This window comes from Devosia sp. 1566, from assembly GCF_004005995.1.
Taxonomy (GTDB): Bacteria; Pseudomonadota; Alphaproteobacteria; order Rhizobiales; family Devosiaceae; genus Devosia.
The window spans coordinates 1,646,098-1,670,196 of the sequence record NZ_CP034767.1 but is presented as its reverse complement, the minus strand read 5'-3'; the positions used below and the strand labels follow the sequence as shown (position 1 = coordinate 1,670,196).

Sequence of the window (24,099 nt, the reverse complement as noted above, 5' to 3'; positions counted from 1 at the left end):
CAATGCTTCTTTCCTATTTGCCAACGAGACATGCGCGCGGCCGATACTAAAGTCGAGGGGGCAGAATGCCGCCCTCAAGCTTCAGCTCGGACGATCATACCCTGTGCACGAACACCGAAACATTGGGCTTGCGGCCCCAATAAAGGTTCACCTCGTTGCGGATCGCCTTGAATATCGCCGAGTTGAGCACTTCGGCATCGCTGCGCCGCTTGGGGGGCATGCTTTTCAACACGCCGGCAATCGTGTCCTCGACCAGATCGGTCAGGGATTCGTCCTCGGTCTCGGGCAAACCTTCAACAACCAGGTCAGGACCCGAAACGATCTGGCCATTGCTGCTGACGCAGAGGCTGACCACCACATGGCCGCCAAAGGACAGGCGGCGCCGACCCTTGACGCCGGATTCCTCAGGCGTGCACAGCACCAGACCGTCGAGATAAAGCTCGCCGGTGCGTACTTCGGCCGGAAAGGCCAGCGGCTCGGGGAACAAGCGCACCATGTCGCCATTTCGCGCATCGATCACATTGGGAATACCTGACTCCCGGCCGAGCTTGGCATGGGCCTGCAGATGCGCCGCCTCGCCATGCACTGGCACCAGCACCTCGGGCTTGACCCAGGAATAAAGTTTCTGCAACTCGCCACGGCGAGGATGGCCCGTCACATGGACCAAGCCATTGTTCTGGGTGATCAGCTCCACGCCTTTGTCGATGAGGAGGTTTTGGATATCGATCACTTCGCGCTCGTTGCCGGGAATGGCCCAGGACGAGAAGATCATGCGATCGCCCGCATTAAGCTCAATGACCGGGTGCTCGCCCCGGGCAATGCGAGCAATGGCCGCGCGCGCTTCGCCCTGCGAGCCGGTGCAGATCAAAACGACCTTGTCGCGCGGCAGGCCACGATAAGCATCCTGGTCCAGCAAGGGCGGCAGACCTTCGAGCATGCCCAGCTCGCGGGCAATGCCCATGATCCGGTGCAGCGAACGACCCGACAGCACGACCTGACGCCCCGCCTTTTCAGCGGCGCGTACGATTGAAACAACCCGGCCGACATTGGACGCAAAAGTCGTGACCGCGACGCGATTTGGTGCATTGGCGATCAGCGCTTCGAGGTTGATCGCGACCTCGGCTTCGCTCGGGCTTTCGCCCTCCTTCATTGCGTTGGTCGAATCGCAGACCAAAGCAAGCGGCGTCGAGGTATCCTCGCCAATAGCCTGCAGGCGGGCAAAATCGGTCGGCTTGTTGATCACCGGCGTAGGGTCGAGCTTCCAGTCACCCGTGTGCAGCACGCGACCGATGGGAGTCGAGATCAGCAGCGCATTGCTTTCCGGGATCGAGTGCGCGACGTTGATGGCCTCTATGGTGAACGGGCCGACATTGAACGGCTTGCCCGGCTGCATGATGGTGACATCGACATTTTCTACAATGCCATCCCCTGCCCGCTTGGCGGCCAGCATGGCGGCCGTAAAGGGCGTGCAGTAAACCGGCTTTTCAAAACCCGGCCACAGATCCAGCACAGCGCCGTAGTGATCTTCGTGGCTGTGCGTCAGGATCAGTCCAAGCACGTCATCAGCGCGTTCTTCGAGAAATTCGGGATTGGCCATGATCAGCTCGATCCCCGGCAGATCGGGACCGCCGAAGCTGACGCCGCAATCAACAACGATCCACTTGCGTGAGCGCTCAGGGCCAAAGCCATAGGCGCCCATATTCATCCCGATTTCGCCGACGCCGCCGAGCGGCACAAAAACGAGTTCGTCCCTTTGGTTTTGAGCCATGGGTTATTCAGTCCTTTCTTGGCGCGGCGCGCGGCGAACTTTGGCCACCGGTCGTCAACGCATATATTTGCGGTCAGCTCTGGGCGCTGGCCGTTGCCCCAAAGTGTACGTCGCCAGCCGTGATGGCGATGCGACGATCGTCAGGCGCGCGCACAATCAGGCGTCCGCTGCCATCGATGGTTTCGAAAACGCCCCGCAGGACCTCTCCGTTCTGATTTATTGCCACCGGAGCCCCAATCCCGGCAGCGGCGGAACGCCACTCCTCAAGGATTGCTTCAACGCCGCGGCCGTCATCCCACAGCCTGAACGCTTCAACCCACGAATCGCTCAAGGCCGCAAAGACCCGCTCAGCCGACTCGGGCGCGCCAAGTTCCAGCAGGCTCGTGGCGGGATAAGGCAGCCCGGTCGGCGCGGCAACCACATTGACGCCGAAGCCGATCACGACCGCCTGCCGCCCGTCAGGCGCCTTACGACCCTCCAGCAAAATGCCGGCGAGCTTAGCACCATCGGCCAGCACGTCATTGGGCCATTTCAGTGCTATCCGCGCGGGCGCACCACTTGCAGTGCCATCGGCACCATCGAGGCCGATCCGCAATCTGCCGGCCGGCAGCAATTGAGCAAGTGCGCGGTTCATTGCCACCCCGGCTACGAAGCCGAGTGTTGCAGCCAAAGTGGGGTCGGCTTCGGGCACGATCAAGAGCGTGGCGGCCAGATTACCAGCCGGGGACTCCCAATGCCGTCCACGGCGCCCCCTGCCTGCTGTTTGCTGACGGGCAGCGAACCATAACCCACCGGGATCGCCCGCCCCCGCGGCGGCGAGCGCCTCAGTATTGGTTGAGCCGATCGAGTCAAATCCGCGCAGGCGATACCCTGCCGCCCGCGCGGAGCCACCAAGAACGAACGACGTCACCTAGAACAAGCTTCCAGCCGCAGCATTAGCGGCAGAGGCAAGCGAATTGCCCAGCGTGAAGTAGTAAGTCACGACAAGGAAACCGCTTGCCGCCATGATCACGGTCAGCTCACGCGGCGCCGCTACAAACTGGCGCGTCGGTTCGTCGAAATACATGGTCTTGATCACGCGCAGGTAATAATAGGCACTCACGGCTGAAGCCAGCACGCCGATCACGGCCAGCACGAAGAGCTGCGCCTCGATGGCTGCAAGGAACACATACCACTTGGCGAAGAACCCGGCCAACGGTGGTAGGCCGATCAGCGAGAACATCAGGATCGCAAAAATGGCCGCCACAAAGGGCCGAGACTGTGCCGCACCGGCAAGGTCATCGATGTTTTCGACGTAACCGGCTTCGGTGCGCAGCGACAACAGGCAAGCGAACAGGCCTACAGTCATGGCCAAATAGATAGCCATGTAGATGGCGACGCCTTCCACCCCAACCTGCGTGCCGGAGGAAAGCCCCACAAGCGCAAAGCCGACATGGCCAATGGATGAATAGGCCATCAGGCGCTTCAGCGACTTCTGGCCGATGGCGGCAAAGGATGCCAGCACCATGGAGGCAATCGACAAGAAGATCACGATCTGCTGCCAGTCGCGGGTGATGGGCTCAAAGCTGTCCATCACCAGGCGAACCATCAGCGCCATGGCGGCGACCTTGGGCGCGCCGGCCATGAAGGCGGTAACCGGGGTCGGCGCACCTTCATAAACGTCTGGCGTCCACATATGGAACGGCACGGCAGACATCTTGAACGCGACGCCCGCAAGCAGGAACACCAGGCCAAAGATCAGCCCAATGGAGCGACCTTCGTTGGCGATCGCGGCAACAATACCCTGCAGATTGGTTTGGCCGGTGAAGCCATAGATCAGCGAGGCGCCGTAGAGCAGCATGCCCGATGAGAGGGCACCCAGCACGAAGTACTTGATGCCCGCCTCGGTGGCGCGGCTATCGTCGCGCTTGATCGCGGCGAGCACATAAACCGCCAGCGACTGCAACTCGATGCCAATATACAGGCTCATCAAATCGTTGGCCGACACCATCACCATCATGCCCAAAGTCGCGAGCAGGATCAGAATGGAATACTCGAATTTGTGCGTGCCGTTCTCGTCAGCGTGCGGCCACGACATCATCAGCGCGAATGCCGAACCAACCAGCACCAGTGCCTTCATGAAGCGGGCAAAACCGTCCTGGATGAAAACGCCATTGAACAGCACGCCTTCAGCAGGCTGGAACACGACGAGCGCTGCCGTTGCCACCAGCAATACCACGCCCAGCATGCTGACCAGTGAAGAACGTTCTTTGTTGAGGATGACACCGACAAGCAGCAGCACAATTACGCCGACTGCCATCAGCATCTCAGGATAAGCGGGAGCCAGGCTCGCGAAATCGATGACGTCTGAGTTCACGGGGTTCCCCTCCTAGTGGGCAACAGCCACTTCGGCCGGCGCAGCAGCGCCGATCGAGGCGGAATAGTGGGCAACCAGATTGTCGACCGCGGCCGCGGTAGTATCGAGAATGGGTGCCGGATAGAAGCCGAAGAAGATGATCAGCGCGATCAATGGGTAAAGCGTCAGTTTTTCGCGCAGGTTGAGGTCGAGCATACCCCGCAGCGTTTCCTTGGTGAACGCGCCAAAGATCACACGTCGATACAGCCACAGCGCGTAGCAAGCCGACAGGATAATGCCGAAGGCCGCGAAGAACGCCACCCAGGTATTGACCTGGAAAGCACCCATCATGGTCAGGAACTCGCCGACAAAGCCGGACGTGCCGGGAAGACCGACATTGGCCATGGTGAAGACCATGAACGCCACGGCATAGCGCGGCATGGGCGTAACCAGCCCACCATAAGCGGCAATGTCGCGCGTATGCAGCCGGTCATAAATGACGCCAACCGACAGGAACAAGGCACCCGAGACCACGCCGTGCGAGAGCATCTGGAAGATGCCACCCTGGATGCCGAACTGGTTGCCGGCAAAAATACCCATCGTCACAAAGCCCATATGGGCCACAGACGAATAGGCGATCAGCTTCTTGATGTCCTGCTGCACGAGGGCGATCAGCGAAGTGATGATGATCGCCGCCACCGACAGCACGAAGATGACATTGGCAAACTGTGCCGAAGCATCGGGGAACATGGGCAGCGAGAAGCGCAGGAAGCCATAGCCACCCAGCTTGAGCAGGATTGCCGCAAGGATCACCGAGCCAGCGGTCGGCGCTTCGACGTGCGCTTCGGGCAGCCAGCGGTGAAACGGCCACATCGGCATCTTGACCGCGAGCGAAGCGAAGAACGCCCACCACAGCCAGGGCTGCATTTCGATGGGGAAATCATGGGTCAACAGGCGCGCGATATTGGTTGTGCCGGCACTCCAATACATGGCCATCATGGCCAGCAGCATCAGCACCGAGCCGACAAAGGTGTAAAAGAAGAACTTGTAGCTGGCCTGGATCCGGCGCTTGCCGCCCCAAATGCCGATGATCAGGAACATCGGCAGCAAGGTGCCTTCGAAGAACACATAGAACATGGCCAGATCGAGCGTGGTGAAAACGCCGATCATCAGCATCTCGAGCACGAGGAAGATGCTCATATATTCCTTCACGCGGAAGGAAATCGACTCCCAGCTGGCCAGGATGCAGAACGGCATCAACAATGCCGAGAGCACCACAAACAGCACCGAGATGCCGTCCACGCCTACGCGGTAACCGATATTATCGCCAATCCAAGGGCGGTCGACGACGAACTGGAAACCGGGATTTGCCGGGTCGAACATCGACCACATCCACAGCGACAGCACGAAGGTCACCACCGTGGTCGCCAATGCGGTCCAGCGGATCGCGTCGAACGCCGTCCTGGGCATGAAGAGGATCGCCACTGCGCCAAAAAGCGGCAGGAAAGTCAGGATCGTCAGGATAGTGTTGGCGAAGGTCATCAGATCAGTCCCCCGGCCGCAATGGCCCAGGTCAAAAGCGCCGCAATGCCGATCAGCATCACAAAGGCGTAGTGGTAGAGATAGCCGGACTGGAGCTTGACGACCCATGAGGTGACGTTGTTGACCCGCCGTCCAACACCTTCGGTCAGCTTGGCATCGATCAACCAGTCATCAAAGCCATGCCAAAGCGCGCGGCCGATCCACAAGGCAGGACGCACGAAGATCGTGTTGTAGAGCTCGTCGAAGTACCACTTGTTGAGCAGGAACTTGTAGAGGCCAGGATTGGTCTCAGCGAGCCGGCGTGGGGTTTCAGGCGAGCGGATATACATATACCAGGCCGTCACAAACCCAATGATCATCGCGAAAGTGGCTGACCACTTCACCCACAATGGCACATGGTGCGCAGCCTCGATGATCTCAGGCTCAATAACGACCGATCCGGCGAAGAAGTGTTCGATATGGCCCACGTCATGGAAGAACATGCCGTAGAACACCGCACCCGAGAACACTGCGCCAACTGCGAGCACATATAGCGGCACCAGCATGACATTGGGTGCTTCATGGGCATTGTCATAGGCGCTGCCGTGATGACCATGAGCATGATCGTCATGGGCAGCATGCGCATCGCTGGCCGCCGGCTCATGATGGGTTTCGGGGTCGCTATGCTCTGGCTCGGGATGAGCCGTCAGCGCATGCTGGGCATCGCGGGGCGAGCCGTGGAAAGTCAGGTGGATGAGGCGCCACGAGTAAAAGCTCGTGAACACGGCCGCGATCACCAGCAGCCAGAAGGCCATCGAGCCCACATTGCCGCCATAGGCGTAAGCCGCCTCGATAATGGAGTCCTTGGAGAAGAACCCGGCAAAGCCGATGAACTCGGTGCCCGGAATACCCACACCCGTCAGCGCCAGGGTGCCGATCAGCATCATGGCATAGGTGATCGGGATCTTCTTGGCGAGGCCACCCATGTTGCGCATGTCCTGTTCGTGATGCATGGCGTGGATCACGGCGCCCGCACCCAGGAACAGCAATGCCTTGAAGAAGGCGTGCGTGAAGAGGTGGAACACGCCGGCCGTATAAGCCCCCGTCCCCAGCGCCACGAACATGTAGCCCAGCTGCGAACAGGTGGAATAAGCGATCACGCGCTTGATGTCGTTCTGCACCAGACCGACCGTCGCGGCAAAAAAGGCGGTAATGGCGCCGATCACGATGATGAAGGTCAGCGCCGTCGGCGAGGTTTCGAATAGCGGCGACAGCCGTGCAACCATGAACACGCCGGCCGTCACCATGGTGGCGGCATGGATCAGCGCGGAAACGGGCGTTGGGCCCTCCATGGCGTCCGGCAACCACGTATGAAGCAGGAACTGCGCCGACTTGCCCATGGCACCCATGAACAACAACAGGCAGATCACCGTCATCGCATGCAGGTCCCAGTTCAGGAACCGCATGCTCGCTTCGGCTGCCTCTGGGGCAGCATGGAACGCGCTGTCAAAGTCGAGATGGCCGAGCACCATGAAGGCGCCAAAGATGCCGAGCATGAAGCCAAAGTCGCCTACGCGGTTGACGATGAAAGCCTTCATGGCGGCAGCATTGGCCGATGGACGGGTGTACCAGAAGCCGATCAGCAGATAGGAGGCGAGGCCCACGCCTTCCCAACCGAAGAACATCTGGAGGAAGTTGTCGGCGGTCACCAGCATCAGCATGGCGAAGGTAAAGAGCGACAGATAGGCGAAGAAGCGCGAGCGATGCGGATCCTCGGCCATGTAACCAATCGAATAAACGTGCACGAGGCTGGAAACGGTGGTGACGACCACCAACATGATAGCCGTGAGCGTGTCGACGCGCAGCGTCCAGTGCATGTTCATGCTGCCGACCTGAATCCAGCGCATCAGGTCGACCTTGAGCACCGCGGCGTGGCTGCCTTCGGCAATCTCGGCTCCAACCAGCCCGCCGCCAAAGGCGATGGGCAGGAAGACGATCCAGCTCAGCACTGCGGCAATGATCAGCAAGCCGGTGGTGATGAATTCGCTCGGCCGATGGCCGATAATACGGCCCAGCAGGCCGGCAATGAGGGCGCCCGCGAGGGGCAGGAAAACAATCGCTTGGATCATAGCGGTGCTGCTTAGCCCTTCATCTGGTTGACGTCTTCAACCGCAATCGAGCCGAGATTGCGGTAGAAAATTACGAGAATGGCGAGGCCAATGGCCGCCTCGGCAGCCGCCACCGTCAGGATCAGCAGCGCAAATACCTGCCCCTGCAGGTCGCCCAGATGCGCGCTGAAGGCCACGAGGTTGAGGTTGACCGCCAGGAGGATCAACTCGATCGACATCAGAATAACGATGATGTTGCGGCGGTTGAGGAAAATGCCGAACACGCCCAGCGTGAACAGGATTGCCGCGACGGTCAGGTAGTGACCGAGGCCGATTGCCAAGCCCATGATTACTCCTACAGCCCTTGACCGCTTTTGACTTTGACGACTTCCAGCGTGTCTGCCGGCTGCCGATTGACCTGCACCGACGGATCCTGGCGCTTGATGCCGGGCTTGTGGCGCAGCGTCAGCACAATCGCACCGATCATTGCCACCAGCAGAATCGCGGCCGCGCCCTGGAACAGGAACACGTAGCGCGTATAAAGCACCTGCCCTAACGCGCGCGTATTTTCAACGCCCGCGTCGATCGGCAAGGCGCCAATTCCACCTGCTTCTGGTGCGATCCAGGAGCTGCCGGCCACGAGCAGGAGCTCGAGCAGCAATACGATCCCCACAAGGACGCCGATCGGTGCATATTGCAGCGAACCGCGGCGCAGGTCCTTGAAGTCAACGTCCAGCATCATGACGACAAACAGGAACAGCACCGCCACAGCGCCGACATAAACCACGATCAGGATCAAGGCGAGGAACTCGGCGCCGGCCAGCATGAAGAGGCCTGCAGCGTTGACGAACACCACGATCAAAAACAGCACCGCGTGCACGGGATTGCGCGAGGACACGACCATGAACGCCGAAGCGATCGCCACGACCGAGAAGAGATAGAAAAAGAACAGGGGAAGGCTCATCCGGTCTTCCTTCAGCGATACGGTGCGTCGGTGGCGATGTTGTGAGCGATTTCGCGCTCCCAGCGGTCGCCATTGGCCAGCAGACGCTCCTTGGAGAAGTAGAGCTCCTCGCGCGTTTCGGTGGCGAACTCGAAATTGGGGCCTTCAACGATCGCATCCACCGGGCAGGCTTCCTGGCAGAAGCCGCAATAGATGCACTTCACCATGTCGATGTCGTAGCGCACCGTGCGCCGGGTGCCGTCATTCTGGCGGGGGCCAGCTTCGATGGTGATGGCCTGTGCAGGACACACCGCTTCACACAGCTTGCAGGCAATGCAGCGCTCTTCCCCATTGGGGTAGCGGCGCAGGGCATGCTCGCCACGGAAGCGCGGGCTTACGGGGTTCTTTTCGAATGGGTAGTTCACCGTCGGCTTGGGCGTGAAGAAGTAGCGCATGGCGAGGAAGAACCCCGTTACGAACTCCTTGAGCAGCAGCGAATTTACAAATCTCAGGGCGTGCATCAAGCAACCCCTCCATGCCAGCCCCAGCCAGTCAGCTGCAGGACGAATGCGAGAACAATGACCGAAACCAACGAGAGCGGCAGGAAGATCTTCCAGCCCAGCCGCATCAACTGGTCATAGCGATAGCGCGGCACGATGGATTTGGTCATGGCGTAAAAGAAGAAGAAGAAACACACCTTGAGCACGAACCACACCGCACCCGGGATCCAGGTGAAGGGCGGCAGGTCGATCGGCGATGTCCAGCCGCCCATGAACATGATGGTCATCAGCGCGCACATCAGGATGATGGCGATATACTCGCCCAGCATGAACAACAGGTAAGGCGTGGAGGAATATTCCACCATGAAGCCGGCCACCAGTTCCGACTCCGCTTCGGGCAAATCGAATGGTGGGCGGTTGGTTTCAGCCAAGGCCGATATCATGAACACGATGAACATCGGGAACAGCGGCAGCCAGAACCAGTTGAGGAAGGTCAGCCAAGGCAGCCCGATCATGTGCGCCAGGCCCATCTCATACTGCGCCTGCACGATATCGGTCAGGTTCAGCGAGCCCACGCAGAGCAGCACGGTGATGATCACGAGCCCAATCGAGACTTCGTAGCTGACCATCTGCGCCGCCGAACGCAGCGCGCCCAGGAACGGGTATTTCGAGTTCGACGCCCAGCCGCCAATGATCACGCCGTAAACGCCGAGCGAGGAGATCGCGAGCACATAAAGAATGCCCACATTGATGTCCGCGATCGCCCAGCCGGGGCTGATCGGAATAACCACCCAGGCCGACAGCGACAGCGTCGCCGTGATCAGCGGCGCCAACAGGAACATGAGCTTGTCCGACCCGGCGGGCAGGATAGGTTCCTTGAACACGAATTTGAGCAGGTCGGCAAAGCTCTGCAGGAGGCCGAACGGACCCACGACGTTGGGACCACGGCGGATCTGCACGGCCGCCCAGATCTTGCGGTCGGCGAGCAGGATGAAGGCGGTGAAGATCAGCAGGGTGACGAGGAGCAGCAGCCCCTTATACACGAAGCCTACCTGGGTCCCTCCGAGGAAGGGCACGCCAAGCAGGTAGTCAAGAACGGCCATAACAGAGTCCATAGCGCTCCCCTACTCCGCTGCCTGACGCAGGCCGGCGGCCATGGCAGCGCATTCGCCCATGGTTGCCGAGGCGCGCGCGATCGGGTTGCTGAGATAAAAATCACTGACCGGAGAAGCAAAGCTGAGCTTCTTGCCGCGCGTCGAGCCCTTGGCCAGCTTGGTGATGTCGGCGAGCTTGGTGGGCGCAACATCATCGATCCGGGCCAGATGCGGGTATTCAGCATAAAGCGCGGCGCGCAGCTGCGGCAGCGAATTGAACGGCAGGGTCACGCCGGCAACTGCCGAAAGCGCCCGCAGGATGGCCCAGTCTTCCTTGGCCTCACCTGGGGGGAACACGGCGCGGTTGGTGACCTGCACCCGCCCTTCGGTGTTCACATAGGTGGCGCTCTTTTCGGTATAGGCGGCGCCGGGCAGGATTACGTCGGCGCGGTGAGCGCCACTGTCGCCATGGGTTCCCAGATACACCACCAACGTGTCGCCAAGACCGGACAGGTCGTATTCGTCGGCACCCAGCAGGAACAGCACGTCAACGCCGCCCGTTAGCATGGCCGCCGTATCCGCAGCGCCCTTGGCGGGCACGAAACCGACATCGAGAGCGCCGACGCGAGCTGCCGCATTGTGCAGCACGGCAAAGCCGTTCCAGCCTTCTGCCAGTTCCGGATTGCCGGTGGCGAGCTGTGCGGCCGCAGCCAGAACATCGGTGGTCGCAGCGCCTTCGCCCACGATCACGAGCGGCCGCTTGGCTTGCTTCCAGGTATCGGCAAAGGAGCCGAGGCCCGCAGCCAGGTCCAGCAGCGTGTTGTTGCCCGAACCGAGATGCTCGTAGGTATAGGTCAGGTCAGCGGCTTCCCCGATCACGCCAATCGGCAGGCCGGTGGCACGCCACACCTTGCGGATGCGGGCATTGAGCACAGCCGCTTCACGGCGCGGATTGGTGCCGACGAGGAGAATAGCGTCAGCCTGCTCGATCCCGGCAATGGTGGGATTGAACACATAGCTGGCGCGACCGCCGGCAGGGCTCAGGGCCGAGCCAACCGGGCGCGCATCGATATTGCTCGAGCCCAGCGAGGCCAGCAGCGTCTTGAGCGCAAACATTTCCTCGACGCCGGCAAGGTCGCCGGCAATGGCGCCGATGCGCACGCCCGGCTTCTTGACGGCCTTGGCAACGGTCGCGAACGCGTCTTCCCAGGTGGTGGGAGCCAGTTTGCGGTTGCGCCGCACATAGGGGCGGTCAAGGCGCTGGGACTTGAGCCCATCCCACACATAGCGGGTCTTGTCGGAAATCCACTCCTCGTTGATCGCCTCATTGACGCGCGGCAGGATGCGCATCACTTCGCGACCACGGCTATCGACGCGGATGGCCGAACCGAGCGCATCCATGACATCGATGCTCTCGGTCTTGCTCAATTCCCAGGGACGGAACGAGAAGGCATAGGGCTTGGAGGTCAGTGCGCCTACCGGGCACAGGTCAACCACATTGCCCTGCAACTCGCTCGACAGCGCCTTTTCCAGATAGGAGGTGATCTCGGCGTCCTCACCGCGACCCAGCAAGCCCATCTCGGCAATGCCGGCCACTTCGGTGGTGAAGCGGACGCAGCGCGTGCAATGGATGCAGCGGTTCATCGAGGTCTTGACCAGCGGCCCAAGATACTTGTCCTCGACCGCGCGCTTGTTTTCGGCAAAGCGGTTCTTGTCCACGCCATAGGCCATGGCCTGGTCCTGCAGATCGCATTCACCGCCCTGATCGCAGATCGGGCAGTCGAGCGGATGGTTGATCAGCAGGAATTCCATCACGCCTTCGCGGGCCTTCTTGACCATTGGCGTGTTGGTGAACATTTCGGGCGGCTCGCCATTGGGGCCGGGCCGCAGGTCCTTGACCGCCATGGCGCAAGAGGCCTGGGGCTTGGGGGGGCCGCCCTTCACCTCGACCAGGCACATGCGGCAGTTGCCGGCCACCGACAGGCGCTCATGGTAACAAAAGCGCGGAATTTCTGCGCCGGCCGCTTCGGCAGCCTGCATCAGGGTGAAGTGATCGGGAACTTCGACGAGCTGGCCGTCAACCTTGATATTTGCCATCGAGCCCTACTCCGCCGCGATCGACGGCACGGCGCCGTCAGAGGTGGATGAATATGTATACTGGTCGATCCGCTCTTCGATCACGTGCCGGAAGTTGCGGATCAGGCCCTGGATCGGCCAAGCCGCGGCATCGCCCAGCGCGCAAATGGTGTGGCCCTCGATCTGCTTGGTCACTTCAAACAGCATGTCGATCTCGCGCTTCTGGGCGCGGCCTTCAACCATGCGATCCATGACGCGCATCATCCAGCCGGTGCCTTCACGGCACGGCGTGCACTGGCCGCAGCTTTCGTGCTTGTAGAAAGCGGCAAGGCGCCAGATGGCCTTGATGATATCCGTCGACTTGTCCATCACGATGATGCCGGCAGTGCCGAGCGAGCCGCCCACTTCACGCAGGCCATCGAAGTCATAGATGGCGTGGCGGATCTTTTCGCCGGGCACGCAGGGCACGGACGAGCCGCCGGGGATCACGGCGAGCAGATTGTCCCAGCCGCCACGAATGCCGCCGCAATGCTTTTCGATGATTTCTTCGAAGGTGCAGCCAAGGGCTTCCTCGAAGGTCGCGGGCTTGTTGACGTGGCCCGAAACGCACATCAGCTTGGTGCCGGTATTGTTGGCGCGGCCGATAGAAGCGAACCAAGCGCCCGAACGACGCAGGATTTCGGGCACAACGGCGATGGACTCGACATTGTTGACCGTGGTCGGGTTGCCGTAAACGCCCATGCCGGCGGGGAATGGCGGCTTGAGCCGGGGCTGGCCCTTCTTGCCTTCCAGCGATTCCATCAGCGCAGTTTCTTCGCCGCAGATATAGGCGCCCGCGCCGTGATGGACGATGATGTCCAGGTCCCAGCCATGGATGTTGTTCTTGCCGATCAGCTTGGCGTCATAGGCCTCCTGAACGGCCTGCTCCAGGTGCTGCCGCTCGCGGATGAATTCGCCGCGCACATAGATAAAGGCCAGGTGCGCATCCATGGCGCGGGCCGCCAGAAGGCACCCCTCCACCAGATGGTGAGGATCATGGCGCAGAATATCGCGGTCCTTGCAGGTGCCGGGCTCGGATTCATCGGCATTGACCAGCAGGTAATGTGGGCGCCCGTCAGACACCTTGGGCATGAAGGTCCACTTCAGCGCCGTCGGGAACCCAGCCCCGCCGCGGCCGCGCAAGCCAGAAGCCTTGACCTCGTTGGTGATCCAGTCGCGGCCAGCATCGATGAACTCGCGGGTGCCTTCCCAGGCACCGCGCGAGCGCGCACCGGCCAGTGTCCAGTCGCCCTGACCATAGAGATTGGTGAAAATGCGATCTTTGTCAGCGAGCACGATTATGACTCCGACTTGTCGTCGTTGGAGATGTCGCCGCCATGTTCCACGGTCGGCTTCAAATCCTCGGTTTTGGGCTTGCGGCGCCGAACGGGCTTTTTGGCCGCAGCATCAACGGCTGCCGCGTCTGCCCCGCTCAACTCCTTGCTGTCGACCACCGTGCTGCCGGAGGTCGATTCTGCTTCTTGGGCATCTGGCTGCGTACCGCCGCCGGCGGCGCCATCGCTGCTGCCCGAGCGGCTTTCCTTGCCTGGAGCCTTGCCACCGTCGATCTTGCTGGCGTCGCTTTCCGCGCCGGTCGCATCGGGTCGCATCGCCTTGTTGGGCTCGCCATCGGCATTGGCTTCGCGGTCGAATTCCTTGCGCTCGGCTTCGGCATGCGCCTGTGAAACCTTGCCCTGGGGCGCCGGTCCCTTGAAGGCGGGTGCAGAGTCTTCGTTGACATCACGCGGCTTGGCCGCAGTGGTCGGCGCCTGGGGCGCTGCCGGCTTGGGTGCAGCAGGCGCGGCACCTGCCGGTGCGGCAGCGTCGGCCGGAGGCGCTGGCGGCACGAACTTTTCGCGCTTCGCGGTCGGTGGCTCGTTGAGCGTCGTGCGTCCGCCTTCGGCCGCGGAATTTAGCCGCTCGATCTGGGTGCCCGTCTTGATGCTGGCGCCCTGCCCCGCCGCAAAGGCATCGACGATCTCTTCGAAGCGCTCTGGGCTCAGGTCTTCGTAGGTGTCGTGGAAGATGGCGACCATGGGAGCATTGACGCAGGCGCCCAGGCACTCGACCTCTTCCCAGGACATGGTGCCATCCGCATTGGTATGGCGCTGTTCAGGATGGATCTTGCTTTTGCACACCTCAATCAGCGCTTCCGAACCGCGCAGCATGCAGGGCGTCGTGCCGCAAACCTGAATATGGGCGCGGGTGCCGACAGGTGCCAGTTGGAACTGCGTATAAAAAGTCGCAACTTCCAGCACCCGGATATAGGCCATGCCAAGCATATCCGCGATCGTCTCGATCGTGGCCCGGGTGACCCAGCCATCCTGATCCTGTGCCCGCATCAGCAGCGGAATCACTGCCGATTGCTGGCGTCCTTCGGGATAAAGGCCAATGGTGCGTTCCGCCCAGCGGGCGTTTTCCGAATTGAACGCGAAAGAAGCCGGTTGAACCGACTCGTCTGCAAGGCGACGCGCAACCATCAGCGATCAACCTCTCCGAACACGATGTCTAGTGAGCCCAGGATCGCCGAAACGTCCGCCAGCATGTGGCCGCGACACAGGAAATCCATGGCTTGAAGATGGGCAAAGCCGGGAGCCCGGACCTTGCAGCGATACGGCTTGTTGGTGCCGTCCGAGACCAGATAGACGCCGAACTCGCCCTTGGGCGCTTCCACGGCGGCATAGACCTCGCCGGCGGGCACCTTGAAGCCCTCGGTATAAAGCTTGAAGTGATGAATCAGCGCTTCCATCGACCGCTTCATCTCACTGCGCTTGGGCGGCACCACCTTGCCGTCGAGCGCAGCGATCGGACCCTTGCCTTCGGGGGCATTAAGGCGATCGATGCACTGCTTCATCAGCGAGGTCGACTGGCGCATTTCTTCCATGCGGATCAGGTAGCGATCATAGCAATCGCCATTCTTGCCGATCGGAATGTCGAACTCGAGCTCTTCGTAGCACTCATAGGGCTGGCTCTTGCGCAGGTCCCAGGCAGCGCCGGCGCTGCGCACCATGATCCCCGAGAAGCCCCAGTTCCAGGCATCCTCGAGGGACACCACACCGATATCGACATTGCGCTGCTTGAAGATACGGCTGTCCGTCAGCAGCGTGCCGATATCCTCGAGCGCTGAAGGGAAGGTCTTGGTGGCGAACGCTTCGATATCGTCGATCAGGTCCTGCGGCAGGTCCTGGTGCACGCCACCGGGGCGGAAGTAAGCGGCGTGCAGGCGGCTGCCCGACGCGCGCTCATAGAACATCATCAGCTGTTCGCGCTGCTCAAAGCCCCAAAGCGGCGGGGTAAGTGCGCCGACGTCCATGGCCTGGGTGGTCACGTTCATCAGGTGCGACAGCAGACGGCTGATTTCACAGAACAGAACGCGGATCAGTTGCGCGCGGCGCGGCACCTCGATGCCGAGTAGCTTTTCCACCGCAAGGCAGAAGGCGTGCTCCTGACTCATCGGCGCGACATAATCGAGGCGATCGAAATAGGGCACGGCCTGCAGATAGGTCTTGTGCTCGATCAGCTTTTCGGTGCCGCGATGCAAGAGGCCGACATGCGGGTCCACGCGTTCGATGATTTCGCCATCAAGCTCAAGGATGAGGCGCAGCACGCCGTGCGCCGAAGGGTGCACGGGACCGAAATTGAGTGTGAAATTGCGGACTTCGGCTTCTAAAGTCATTGCTTCGCCTTCTCGTCGCCCGGCAGCACGTAATCGGTGCCTTCCCAGGGCGACAGGTAATCGAATGAGCGGAATTCCTGGTGCAGCCGGACCGGCTCATAGACCACCCGCTTGCGCTCTTCGTCATACCGAACTTCGATGAAGCCCGTGAGTGGGAAGTCTTTGCGCAGGGGATGACCGTCAAAGCCGTAGTCAGTCAGCAGCCGGCGCAGGTCCGGATGCCCCGAGAACAGCACGCCGTAAAGGTCATAGGCCTCGCGCTCGAACCAGTCGGCGCCCTTGAACACGCCGGTGATGCTGGGCACCGGCACGATGTCGTCGGCGGCCAGCTTCACGCGGATGCGCAAATTCGTATAGGGGCTGAGGAAGTGGTACACTACCTCGAAGCGTTCCTCACGCTCGGGGTAGTCGGCGCCGCAAATGTCGATGATGCTGACCATCCGGCATTGCGGGTCGGTGCGCAAGAATTCAGCTACCGCCACAATCGAGTCGCGCTCGACCATAACCGTCAGTTCGCCAAAAGCGATAGCGGTCTCCAGCACGGCGCTGCCAAGCGAGCGCGCTACATGCTCGCCCAGGGCGGCGAGTGGATCGACCTGGATTGCCTCATCCATACCCAAAAGACCTTATCGCTCGATGGTACCGGTGCGGCGGATCTTCTTTTGCAGCAGCAGAATGCCGTAAAGAAGCGCCTCCGCGGTTGGGGGGCAGCCAGGAACATAGATGTCGACCGGCAAGATGCGATCGCAGCCACGCACCACCGAATAGGAATAGTGGTAGTAGCCGCCGCCATTGGCACAGGAGCCCATGGAGATCACGTAGCGCGGCTCGGGCATCTGGTCATAGACCTTGCGCAGGGCCGGAGCCATCTTGTTGGTCAGCGTGCCGGCCACGATCAACACGTCCGATTGGCGTGGAGACGCGCGCGGTGCGGTACCGAACCGCTCCACGTCATAGCGCGGCATTGACATCTGCATCATCTCGACGGCGCAGCAGGCCAGGCCCGTCTGCATCCACATCAGCGAGCCGGTACGTGCCCAGTTGATCAACTGGGAAACGCTGGAAACCAGGAAGCCCTTGTCGGCCAGCTCGTCGGTCACATCCGTGAAGAACGGATCGTCGGCGCCGGCCGGCTTGTTGGTGCGCGGGTCGATCAGGCCACTGGGACGAGGCGTCACCAGCGTGCCGTTGTTTTGTTCACTCAATCCCATTCAAGTGCACCTTTCCGCCATTCATAGAGGAAGCCGACGGTCAAAACGCCCAGGAAGATCATCATCGACCAGAAGCCGAACCAACCCACATCCCGGAAAGCCACGGCCCAGGGGAACAGGAACGCAACTTCAAGATCGAAAATGATGAAGAGAATCGAGACGAGATAGAATCGCACATCGAACTTCATGCGGGCGTCGTCAAAGGCATCAAAGCCCGCCTCAAAGGCCGATACTTTTTCTGGATCGGGGCGCTTCACTGCAATCAGGAACGGCGCGATCAGCAGTGACATGGCGATCAAGCCAGCCAAACCGACAAAAAGCACGATGGGCAGGTAGTTGCTGAGCAATTCAGTCATGCGGCAGCCTGTGTTCTAGACCCGACCGGGCGGTCGGTTTACGCGCCGGCAGCGCAAGCAATTGGGGCGAGCGACGCGGGGCGAAATTGATGCCTCCGCTTAGACCTTCCACCCGGTTGTTTCAAGGGAAAGAAAATCTGATCTAACAGATCATGTATAGGCGAGCAGACGTGCCGACGTTTCGACCGCTTATTTAGTGCAGAGCAGGCAAAAGAAAAGGCCCCGCAATGCGGGGCCTCAACACTAGACCGTCATCAGACAGTCGGCATTCTTAGAAGTGGTAGAACACACCAACGGTGGCCTTGCCAGCAGCGAAGAAGTCGTCGTTGCCGTCGATGTCATCGTCGTCGTCCAGGTTGCCCAGGCCGAGAACTTCACCACGGAGCGACACGGAGTCGGTCAGGGCAACTTCAACGCCAGCGCCGAGAGCATAGACGCCCTGTTCGTCGTCGCCACCAACGGTGGAGCCGAGACCACCAGCTGCGTAGATCAGGACCGAGTCGGTCAGCAGAGCGCCAACGCGACCGAGGGCCAGGATCAGGCCGGCATCATCGTCGCCGTCCAGGAACAGGTAATCAGCCTGCAGCTCGATACCGACAACGATCGGATCGGCAACGGTGAAGTTCACACCGATGATACCGCCGACCAGGCCGGTGGTGTCGACGTCGTCGGCAAAGATGCCGCCGGCTTCGATACCAGCATAGAGGCCATCCCAGCTGAAGCCGGCAGCTTCATAGATTGGCTCTGGGGTGGTTGGGATGATGAGATCGGCAGCCTGCGCGCCGACCGAAGCAACAACGGCGATGGAAGCGCCAAGGAGAAGAGAACGAATGGCCATTAAAGCCCCCATATCAAGGAAGAATACGAGAGTAGTGGGGCAAGTACAGATTCGCCGCAAGGGCGATTGTGGCCTTCCGGGCCGGCCGGGCAACGCTTGTTGGCAGCTGTTGCACTAAGGCCGCACTGTGGCAGATCGTGTTAACACCTTGTTAAAACCAAAACGGCGAACCGCGGTGCGGTTCGCCGAATTGGGTTTGCAAGTTTGTGCTGGCAGGGCGTGACCGCCCTGCCCGCTTGCAGATCTTAGAAGTGGTAGAACACGCCAACGGTTGCCTTGGCAGCGTTGAAGAAGTCGTCGTTGGAATCGTCGTCGTCGTCGAGCGAGCCGAGACCAAGAACTTCACCGCGCAGCGACACGGAGTCGGTCAGAGCAACTTCAACGCCACCGCCGAGAGCGAAGACGCCTTCTTCGTCGTCACCACCAACAGTGGTGCCAACGCCGCCAGCTGCGTAGACCAGGACCGAGTCGGTCACAACGGCGCCAACGCGGCCGAGAGCCAGGATCAGGCCGGCGTCATCGCCGTCCAGGAACAGGTAGTCAGCCTGCAGCTCGATACCGACAACGATCGGATCGGCAACAGTGAAGTTCACACCAACGATACCACCGACCAGGCCGGTCGTGTCGACGTCGTCGGCAAAGATGCCGCCGGCTTCGATACCAGCATAGAGGCCATCCCAGCTGAAGCCAGCAGCTTCATAGATTGGCTCTGGAGCGGTTGGGATGATGAGGTCGGCAGCCGAAGCGCCGGAAACGAGGAGCGCCGTAGCGGCGACACCGAGGGTAAGCGAACGTACAAACATAATCTTGCACTCCCATAGAGTTAACCGTAGTCGACGGCTTAGATGCCTCACTACAATGCGCGAGGCAACCCTATGGTGACGCAAAAATGGCACCGCAGCTAACACCTAGCGACCATTCGGGGGTCGGTGTTGCCAGAATACCGCGCTTTTGGCTCAGTTTGATACAATTGGGCAGGCGGCAGCAAGAATTCTGGCGGCAATGTGTCACAACCGAGGCAGCTTGGCGACTCAAATTATGAAGAATGCAGGGAGATTCGCGCGCTCACCAGCAAATGGGGCACTCAGAAGTGGAATCGCGCCCCGAGGGTGACCTGATCGCTTGATTCCTCTCCTGCGATCGGGAACCCATGCAGATACTGCGCCTCGACCGTTACGCTCTCGCTTACCGCGAACTCGAGGCCTCCACCCAGCAGCACCTCTCCCTGTTCGGGCGCGCCCAGGTCGATCCCATAGCCTCCGGCGGCATAAACCAGCGCGTCATCGGCGACGATCAGGCCGGCGCGGCCCAGGATCTGCCCGTAGCTGGTTTCGCCCACATCCCCGGAAAGCCCCTGCACAGAGACTTCCGCCCCCACGAGATAGAAGTCGAACTGGAGATTGACGCCAGCCTGGATGCCAAGCACGGCCTGCGTGTCCGAACCGGTGGCGCGCGCGCCACCATAGATGCCGGCGTAAAAGCCGCTCCAATCGAATGGAGCCTCTTCATATAGGGGCAAAGCGGCCGGGGTGCTGGTTTCCACGAGGATCGGATCAGCCGCATGCGCTGCGCTCACCCCGAGAAGGGTCAGCAGCACCGGTACAATCAGCTTTCCCGTTCTGGCCATGGCGTGCGTCCTTGCCTGGCCAACCAACGTGGCGGCCACGCAGCAGTTCCTCTGCCGGGCAAATGTGCTCTTTATAGGGTACCCACGAGTACGGGCTCCTCGCGGAACCGCTCGGGAAAGAGTGCCTTGAGCGCGGTGATCTTGGGCAGGTCATGCACCGCAATGTAGGGCCAGGTTGGATTGAGCGTCAGAAAGTCCTGGTGATATTGCTCGGCCGGGTAGAACGCCATCAAGGGCTCCAGCGTCGTGACGATCGGTCCTTCGAACAGTTCGGCACCACCAAGCTGCTTGATATAGGCAGCCGCGATTCGCTCCTGCTCAGGGTTTTGCACGAAGATGGTCGAGCGATACTGGGTGCCGTGATCGGGACCCTGGTAGTTCAGCTGCGTCGGATTATGGGCAACCGAGAAATACACCTGGAGCAGATCGCCATAGCTCACCACGGAAGGGTCATAGGTCACTTCAACCGCTTCGGCGTGCCCCGTGGTCCCACTGCTGGTCAGATCATAGGTCGCGGTTTCGGCCGCGCCACCGGAATATCCCGATACAGCCTTGGTAACGCCCTCCAGGTGCTGGAACACCCCCTGCACACCCCAAAAGCAGCCGCCAGCAAAGACTGCCACGGCGGTGTTGCCGGTTTGGGTCAAGTCGACCGCGGGTGGGGGAATCTCTACGGCCTTTTCCTGCGCCATCAGCGGGGCGCAGAACCAGGCCAGGGCTAGCAGGGGCAATATAAAGAGAGTGGCCCAAAATCCGGTTGAGCCAGAGGCACGCAAGGCAGCAGCGGAACGGTTCGATGGCACGGGATGATCCTCTCGGGCGGCTGGGCCGCATTGCCCAACAATATGGAGCCAGCCACGCCAGAGTTCACGGGGCTCACCACAAGGTGAAATTGCTGCCGGGCTAGGTCAAGGCCGCGGCCGCCTGGCGGAGATCGGGCGCTTCAATGCGCCGGTAGCGGGCCTGCACCAGACCATAAAGCCCGAACGCCACGAGGCCCAGCGCAGCAAGACCATAGAGAATGCGGCCGAACGGCAGGTGGCGGATATAATCGAGGGCTTCGGTTGTGCTCCCAGCTTGCTGCGGATCGACCGCCAACGCCGCAAACACGAACAATACGCCCACCACTGCAAACAGGACGCCCCGCGCTGCCAGGCCGAACAGGCTCACTGCATGGATTTTGCCGGCATGTTCGGCCGGAATGGAAAGGCGGTCTTGGTACTTCTTGGAGTAACCGCGCCAAATCTGGAACAAGCCGCCACCAATGATGGCGATCCCCACCGCGCCGACCAGCCAGCGGCCGAAAGGTTGTCCCATCAACCAGGCGGTCATGCTGTCTTCGCCGTTGGAGCCGCCCTGCCCACCCGCTCCCAGGGCGAGGCTTGCTGCGGCGATCGCCAATGTAGCGTTACCCGCCGCGCTGATCAGGCTGGCGGCCCTGGCGCCCAGACCCTTGGCATCGCTGCCGTGGTGATCGGCATCGAGAAAGGCCTGCGCCAGCCGCCACGCCACATAGCCAAACAGGCCCACCGCCACTGCGCTCAGCAGCACTCGCCCAAAAGGCGCGCCCAGGAGGTTCCCCAAAGCATTCTCGTTACTGGCTTGCTGGCCTGCGCCATAGAACGCGCTGGCGAGCGCCAAGCCGCCGAGCAGGACATAAACAATCCCGCGCGCCGCATATCCCCACCGCGCCAATAACTCGAACTTGTTCTTCATGCCGCTCTCCAAATCAGGCCTGAGGAACTGCCTGCACGCGAGCAGGTTCCCTTCGCCGATCTCGGGGAGCGCACTGGCTGCATCAAAGGGACTTCTACCCATTGAACGCCTGGCAAAGCCCGAGGTGATGCTCTGCGAGCAGTACCGCTGCTGATTGGCCACCTGGGGTGACGATCGGCGACGACCTCAAGAACACCGCCTAGCGCCCCGGACCCAAGCTCCCTCGCCTCAGCTATGCTGGCTAATCACCTAATGACTTTTGTGGAGTGGGTGAGCGCGGAAAAAACGCCAATTCTGGGCCGGTGAACTCACCGAATGAACATGACTGAACCGCTCACCAAAGCTCAGGTCTTTCAAGCCGCCGCGACCGTTGCCAGTGGCTATTTCGCTGGCAGTCCCACCGCTTTGGCGGAGGTTGGGCCGGCCTTTGCCAAAATTCTCCAGATCGTGGCTGCGGCCGGCGGTCCGGGTGGCAATATCTCTGGCCTCGAGCCCGCGGTCCCGTTCGATCAATCCATCAAGCGCGACTTCATCATCTGCATGGTCTGCGGAAAAAAGCTGCGCAGCCTCAAGCACCATCTGCGCTCGCTCCACAGCCTCACCCCCGAGCACTACCGCTCGATGTGGAACCTGCCCGACAACTATCCGATGGTCGCCGAAGAACTGTCACTGGTGCGCTCCGACATTTCGCGCAAGACCCAGGCCGACTTCAAGGCCGCGCACGGCATGTCCCTGCCCCGCGCCAAGCCACCGCGACGCCGGCAACGCAGCGCCTAGGCAGGCACCACAGCCCCAAAAAGACAAATTCTAGGCGTCGAAGAAGCCCGAGAATATCTGTAATGAAGGGGATCGGGCCATCTGCCCGCACAACGCGCCCCCTTCCAAATTCTCGACAAGATCAAGAAGAAGGGTGGCGCGAGAGACGGGGCTCGAACCCGCGACCTCCGGCGTGACAGGCCGGCGCTCTAACCAACTGAGCTACTCCCGCAGCGGCAAACTGTCTGTCTGCGCAACGTGTGGTGGATGTACCCAGCGCCCCCTGCCAAGTCAAGCAGCCAAAACCGTTTCGGCGAGAAATTTCGCTTGGCCTGCAGCGCTGTGGATAACTTTGCGCTGGCGCTACCCGAGCCTCGCCGGCCTTCTGTCACCCCTCTGCAAAAGGCGCCGCAGATCAGCCCCGGATGTCTCAAAACAAATCTTCCCGCGGCTTGGCGCGAGCGACGGCGCCGGCATGAACTGCCCAAACAAAGTGCTGGCTTGCACACGCCCGCGCCAAACAAGCCGCCGGCCGTTTTCTTGGACCGTATCAGACAGCCCTAGCCGTAGCGCTGCTTTCCAGGCGCTGCAGTCGGCAAAATTGCTTGCCGCAACACGCCCGCACCCTCCCGCCAATGGCCTCAGCTCACCTCGGGCGGTGGGACACAAAAAGAACCGGTCCGCCGATCCGGGATCGACATTTCCGTCACGAAAGCCCGATTTTTCCGTCGCCGTGCCATCTAACGCGCCGAATCTGCGCGGAATCAGCCGCGCTGCCCCCGACTCGCACCGCGTCGGGTCAATTCATCGCTCGGCCAAGAGGCTAAAGCTTGAAGCGCAGGCCCAGCGTAGCCGCGTTTGACCCGTCGATCTCGGCGATCACTCCATACCCTCCGGAGCGGTGATGAATGCGGGCAAACATTTCGAGGTCCGGGAAGTCGGCATGCGACACGGCAATTTCGGGGCCCATATAAAAGAGCACCGGTACGTTCCGGTCGATCCAGCCAGCCCGCTCCTTTTCAACGCCGATAGTGTCGGACACCATCGAGATGCCGCCGGTGATCGCTGGCGAGACAGTGACATCGCCGATGGTCACGCCATCGTTCTTGAGTACCACCCCGGTCCAGATCTCGGCTGATGCTTCCTGCCCCACCCGCATCCCCAACCCAAGCTCGAGGCCAAAGTGGAAATTGGCCGGCAGGTCCGCAACAAAGGTCTGGTAGCCTGCCCCCACGAAATAGTTGTCTTCATAATGGGGCCGCCAGAACGCGGCAGTTTCCCAGACCCACTCGTCCTGAAAGCGTCCCCCGAAAATAAAGACGTTTGAGCCATCGGTAATTGGTCCGGCATAGCTCGGCGCTGCTGACAATGCAGCTACGGCAATGCAGGCCCCGATTTTGGCACGGTACATATGCAATACTCCGCATGCCCCCGGCCCAACCGTACCGGTTACGCCGGCCATGGGCAATAAATCTCCCGGTGATTGTGAACGCATAAGGTAAAGCTGGCGTTCTGCCTTGGGGACTGGCGCCACT

23 protein-coding genes and 1 tRNA gene are annotated in these 24,099 nt (G+C 61.0%); 1 reads left to right on the top strand and 23 read right to left on the bottom strand.

The genetic code is table 11. The annotated features are described in order from the left end of the window. Positions 1-94: 94 nt before the first annotated feature. The 21 genes from ELX51_RS08200 to ELX51_RS08100 form a co-directional block, all read right to left on the bottom strand. Positions 95-1,768, bottom strand: a complete 1,674-nt coding sequence (locus tag ELX51_RS08200) for a ribonuclease J (RefSeq protein ID WP_127753053.1) — start codon at positions 1,766-1,768, stop codon at positions 95-97. A 73-nt stretch (positions 1,769-1,841) separates the two neighbouring features. After that, positions 1,842-2,678, bottom strand: coding sequence for a biotin--[acetyl-CoA-carboxylase] ligase (locus tag ELX51_RS08195; protein ID WP_127753052.1), 837 nt, complete (start codon positions 2,676-2,678; stop codon positions 1,842-1,844). Continuing rightward, positions 2,679-4,124 (bottom strand): NADH-quinone oxidoreductase subunit NuoN, encoded by a 1,446-nt coding sequence (nuoN, locus tag ELX51_RS08190; protein ID WP_127753051.1) that lies wholly within the window; start codon positions 4,122-4,124, stop codon positions 2,679-2,681. A 12-nt stretch (positions 4,125-4,136) separates the two neighbouring features. Then, complete coding sequence (locus ELX51_RS08185; protein WP_127753050.1) at positions 4,137-5,645, bottom strand: NADH-quinone oxidoreductase subunit M; 1,509 nt, start codon at positions 5,643-5,645, stop codon at positions 4,137-4,139. Beyond that, on the bottom strand, positions 5,645-7,753 hold the full coding sequence (gene nuoL, locus ELX51_RS08180; protein ID WP_127753049.1) for an NADH-quinone oxidoreductase subunit L: 2,109 nt from the start codon (positions 7,751-7,753) through the stop codon (positions 5,645-5,647). The genes ELX51_RS08185 and nuoL overlap by 1 nt, the downstream gene beginning before the upstream one ends. Positions 7,754-7,764: 11 nt before the next feature. Then, complete coding sequence (gene nuoK, locus ELX51_RS08175; RefSeq protein ID WP_127755220.1) at positions 7,765-8,073, bottom strand: NADH-quinone oxidoreductase subunit NuoK; 309 nt, start codon at positions 8,071-8,073, stop codon at positions 7,765-7,767. A 14-nt stretch (positions 8,074-8,087) separates the two neighbouring features. Then, positions 8,088-8,696, bottom strand: coding sequence for an NADH-quinone oxidoreductase subunit J (locus tag ELX51_RS08170; protein ID WP_127753048.1), 609 nt, complete (start codon positions 8,694-8,696; stop codon positions 8,088-8,090). Positions 8,697-8,707: 11 nt separating this feature from the next. Beyond that, positions 8,708-9,196 carry an NADH-quinone oxidoreductase subunit NuoI gene (nuoI, locus tag ELX51_RS08165; protein ID WP_127753047.1) on the bottom strand — a complete coding sequence of 163 codons (489 nt, stop codon included), beginning with the start codon at positions 9,194-9,196 and terminating at the stop codon, positions 8,708-8,710. After that, positions 9,196-10,278 (bottom strand): NADH-quinone oxidoreductase subunit NuoH, encoded by a 1,083-nt coding sequence (gene nuoH / locus ELX51_RS08160; RefSeq protein ID WP_248305287.1) that lies wholly within the window; start codon positions 10,276-10,278, stop codon positions 9,196-9,198. Before nuoH ends, nuoI begins: the two co-directional genes overlap by 1 nt. A 21-nt stretch (positions 10,279-10,299) precedes the next feature. Next, complete coding sequence (gene nuoG, locus ELX51_RS08155) at positions 10,300-12,366, bottom strand: NADH-quinone oxidoreductase subunit NuoG (protein ID WP_127753045.1); 2,067 nt, start codon at positions 12,364-12,366, stop codon at positions 10,300-10,302. A 6-nt stretch (positions 12,367-12,372) separates the two neighbouring features. Further along, entirely contained in the window at positions 12,373-13,680 is a 1,308-nt protein-coding gene (nuoF, locus tag ELX51_RS08150; RefSeq protein WP_127753044.1) for an NADH-quinone oxidoreductase subunit NuoF, read from the bottom strand. 2 nt (positions 13,681-13,682) lie between these two features. After that, complete coding sequence (gene nuoE / locus ELX51_RS08145; protein ID WP_127753043.1) at positions 13,683-14,864, bottom strand: NADH-quinone oxidoreductase subunit NuoE; 1,182 nt, start codon at positions 14,862-14,864, stop codon at positions 13,683-13,685. Further along, on the bottom strand, positions 14,864-16,060 hold the full coding sequence (locus ELX51_RS08140) for an NADH-quinone oxidoreductase subunit D (protein ID WP_127753042.1): 1,197 nt from the start codon (positions 16,058-16,060) through the stop codon (positions 14,864-14,866). The genes nuoE and ELX51_RS08140 overlap by 1 nt, the downstream gene beginning before the upstream one ends. Next, positions 16,057-16,674, bottom strand: coding sequence for an NADH-quinone oxidoreductase subunit C (locus tag ELX51_RS08135; RefSeq protein WP_127753041.1), 618 nt, complete (start codon positions 16,672-16,674; stop codon positions 16,057-16,059). Before ELX51_RS08135 ends, ELX51_RS08140 begins: the two co-directional genes overlap by 4 nt. Positions 16,675-16,686: 12 nt before the next feature. Further along, positions 16,687-17,271, bottom strand: coding sequence for an NADH-quinone oxidoreductase subunit B (locus tag ELX51_RS08130; protein ID WP_127753040.1), 585 nt, complete (start codon positions 17,269-17,271; stop codon positions 16,687-16,689). Then, the gene (locus tag ELX51_RS08125; RefSeq protein ID WP_127753039.1) at positions 17,262-17,627 is read right to left on the bottom strand and encodes an NADH-quinone oxidoreductase subunit A; all 366 of its coding nucleotides are present in this window, start codon (positions 17,625-17,627) and stop codon (positions 17,262-17,264) included. Before ELX51_RS08125 ends, ELX51_RS08130 begins: the two co-directional genes overlap by 10 nt. Positions 17,628-17,898: 271 nt before the next feature. Further along, complete coding sequence (locus ELX51_RS08120) at positions 17,899-18,465, bottom strand: outer membrane beta-barrel protein (protein WP_164854804.1); 567 nt, start codon at positions 18,463-18,465, stop codon at positions 17,899-17,901. 245 nt (positions 18,466-18,710) lie between these two features. Continuing rightward, entirely contained in the window at positions 18,711-19,268 is a 558-nt protein-coding gene (locus ELX51_RS08115) for an outer membrane beta-barrel protein (protein WP_127753037.1), read from the bottom strand. A 281-nt stretch (positions 19,269-19,549) separates the two neighbouring features. Beyond that, positions 19,550-20,092, bottom strand: coding sequence for a porin family protein (locus ELX51_RS08110; RefSeq protein WP_127753036.1), 543 nt, complete (start codon positions 20,090-20,092; stop codon positions 19,550-19,552). Between the two features lie 71 nt (positions 20,093-20,163). Next, positions 20,164-20,826 carry a peptide-methionine (S)-S-oxide reductase MsrA gene (gene msrA / locus ELX51_RS08105; RefSeq protein ID WP_248305329.1) on the bottom strand — a complete coding sequence of 221 codons (663 nt, stop codon included), beginning with the start codon at positions 20,824-20,826 and terminating at the stop codon, positions 20,164-20,166. Between the two features lie 169 nt (positions 20,827-20,995). Beyond that, entirely contained in the window at positions 20,996-21,808 is an 813-nt protein-coding gene (locus ELX51_RS08100; RefSeq protein ID WP_164854803.1) for a DUF1206 domain-containing protein, read from the bottom strand. Positions 21,809-22,129: 321 nt separating this feature from the next. Between ELX51_RS08100 and ELX51_RS08095 the strand changes: the two genes are divergently transcribed. Beyond that, positions 22,130-22,585 carry a MucR family transcriptional regulator gene (locus tag ELX51_RS08095; protein ID WP_206524712.1) on the top strand — a complete coding sequence of 152 codons (456 nt, stop codon included), beginning with the start codon at positions 22,130-22,132 and terminating at the stop codon, positions 22,583-22,585. Positions 22,586-22,719: 134 nt separating this feature from the next. Here the strand turns inward: ELX51_RS08095 and ELX51_RS08090 are convergent. Then, a tRNA-Asp gene (locus ELX51_RS08090) sits at positions 22,720-22,796 on the bottom strand. 591 nt (positions 22,797-23,387) lie between these two features. Continuing rightward, entirely contained in the window at positions 23,388-23,975 is a 588-nt protein-coding gene (locus tag ELX51_RS08085) for a hypothetical protein (protein ID WP_127753033.1), read from the bottom strand. Positions 23,976-24,099: the final 124 nt, after the last annotated feature.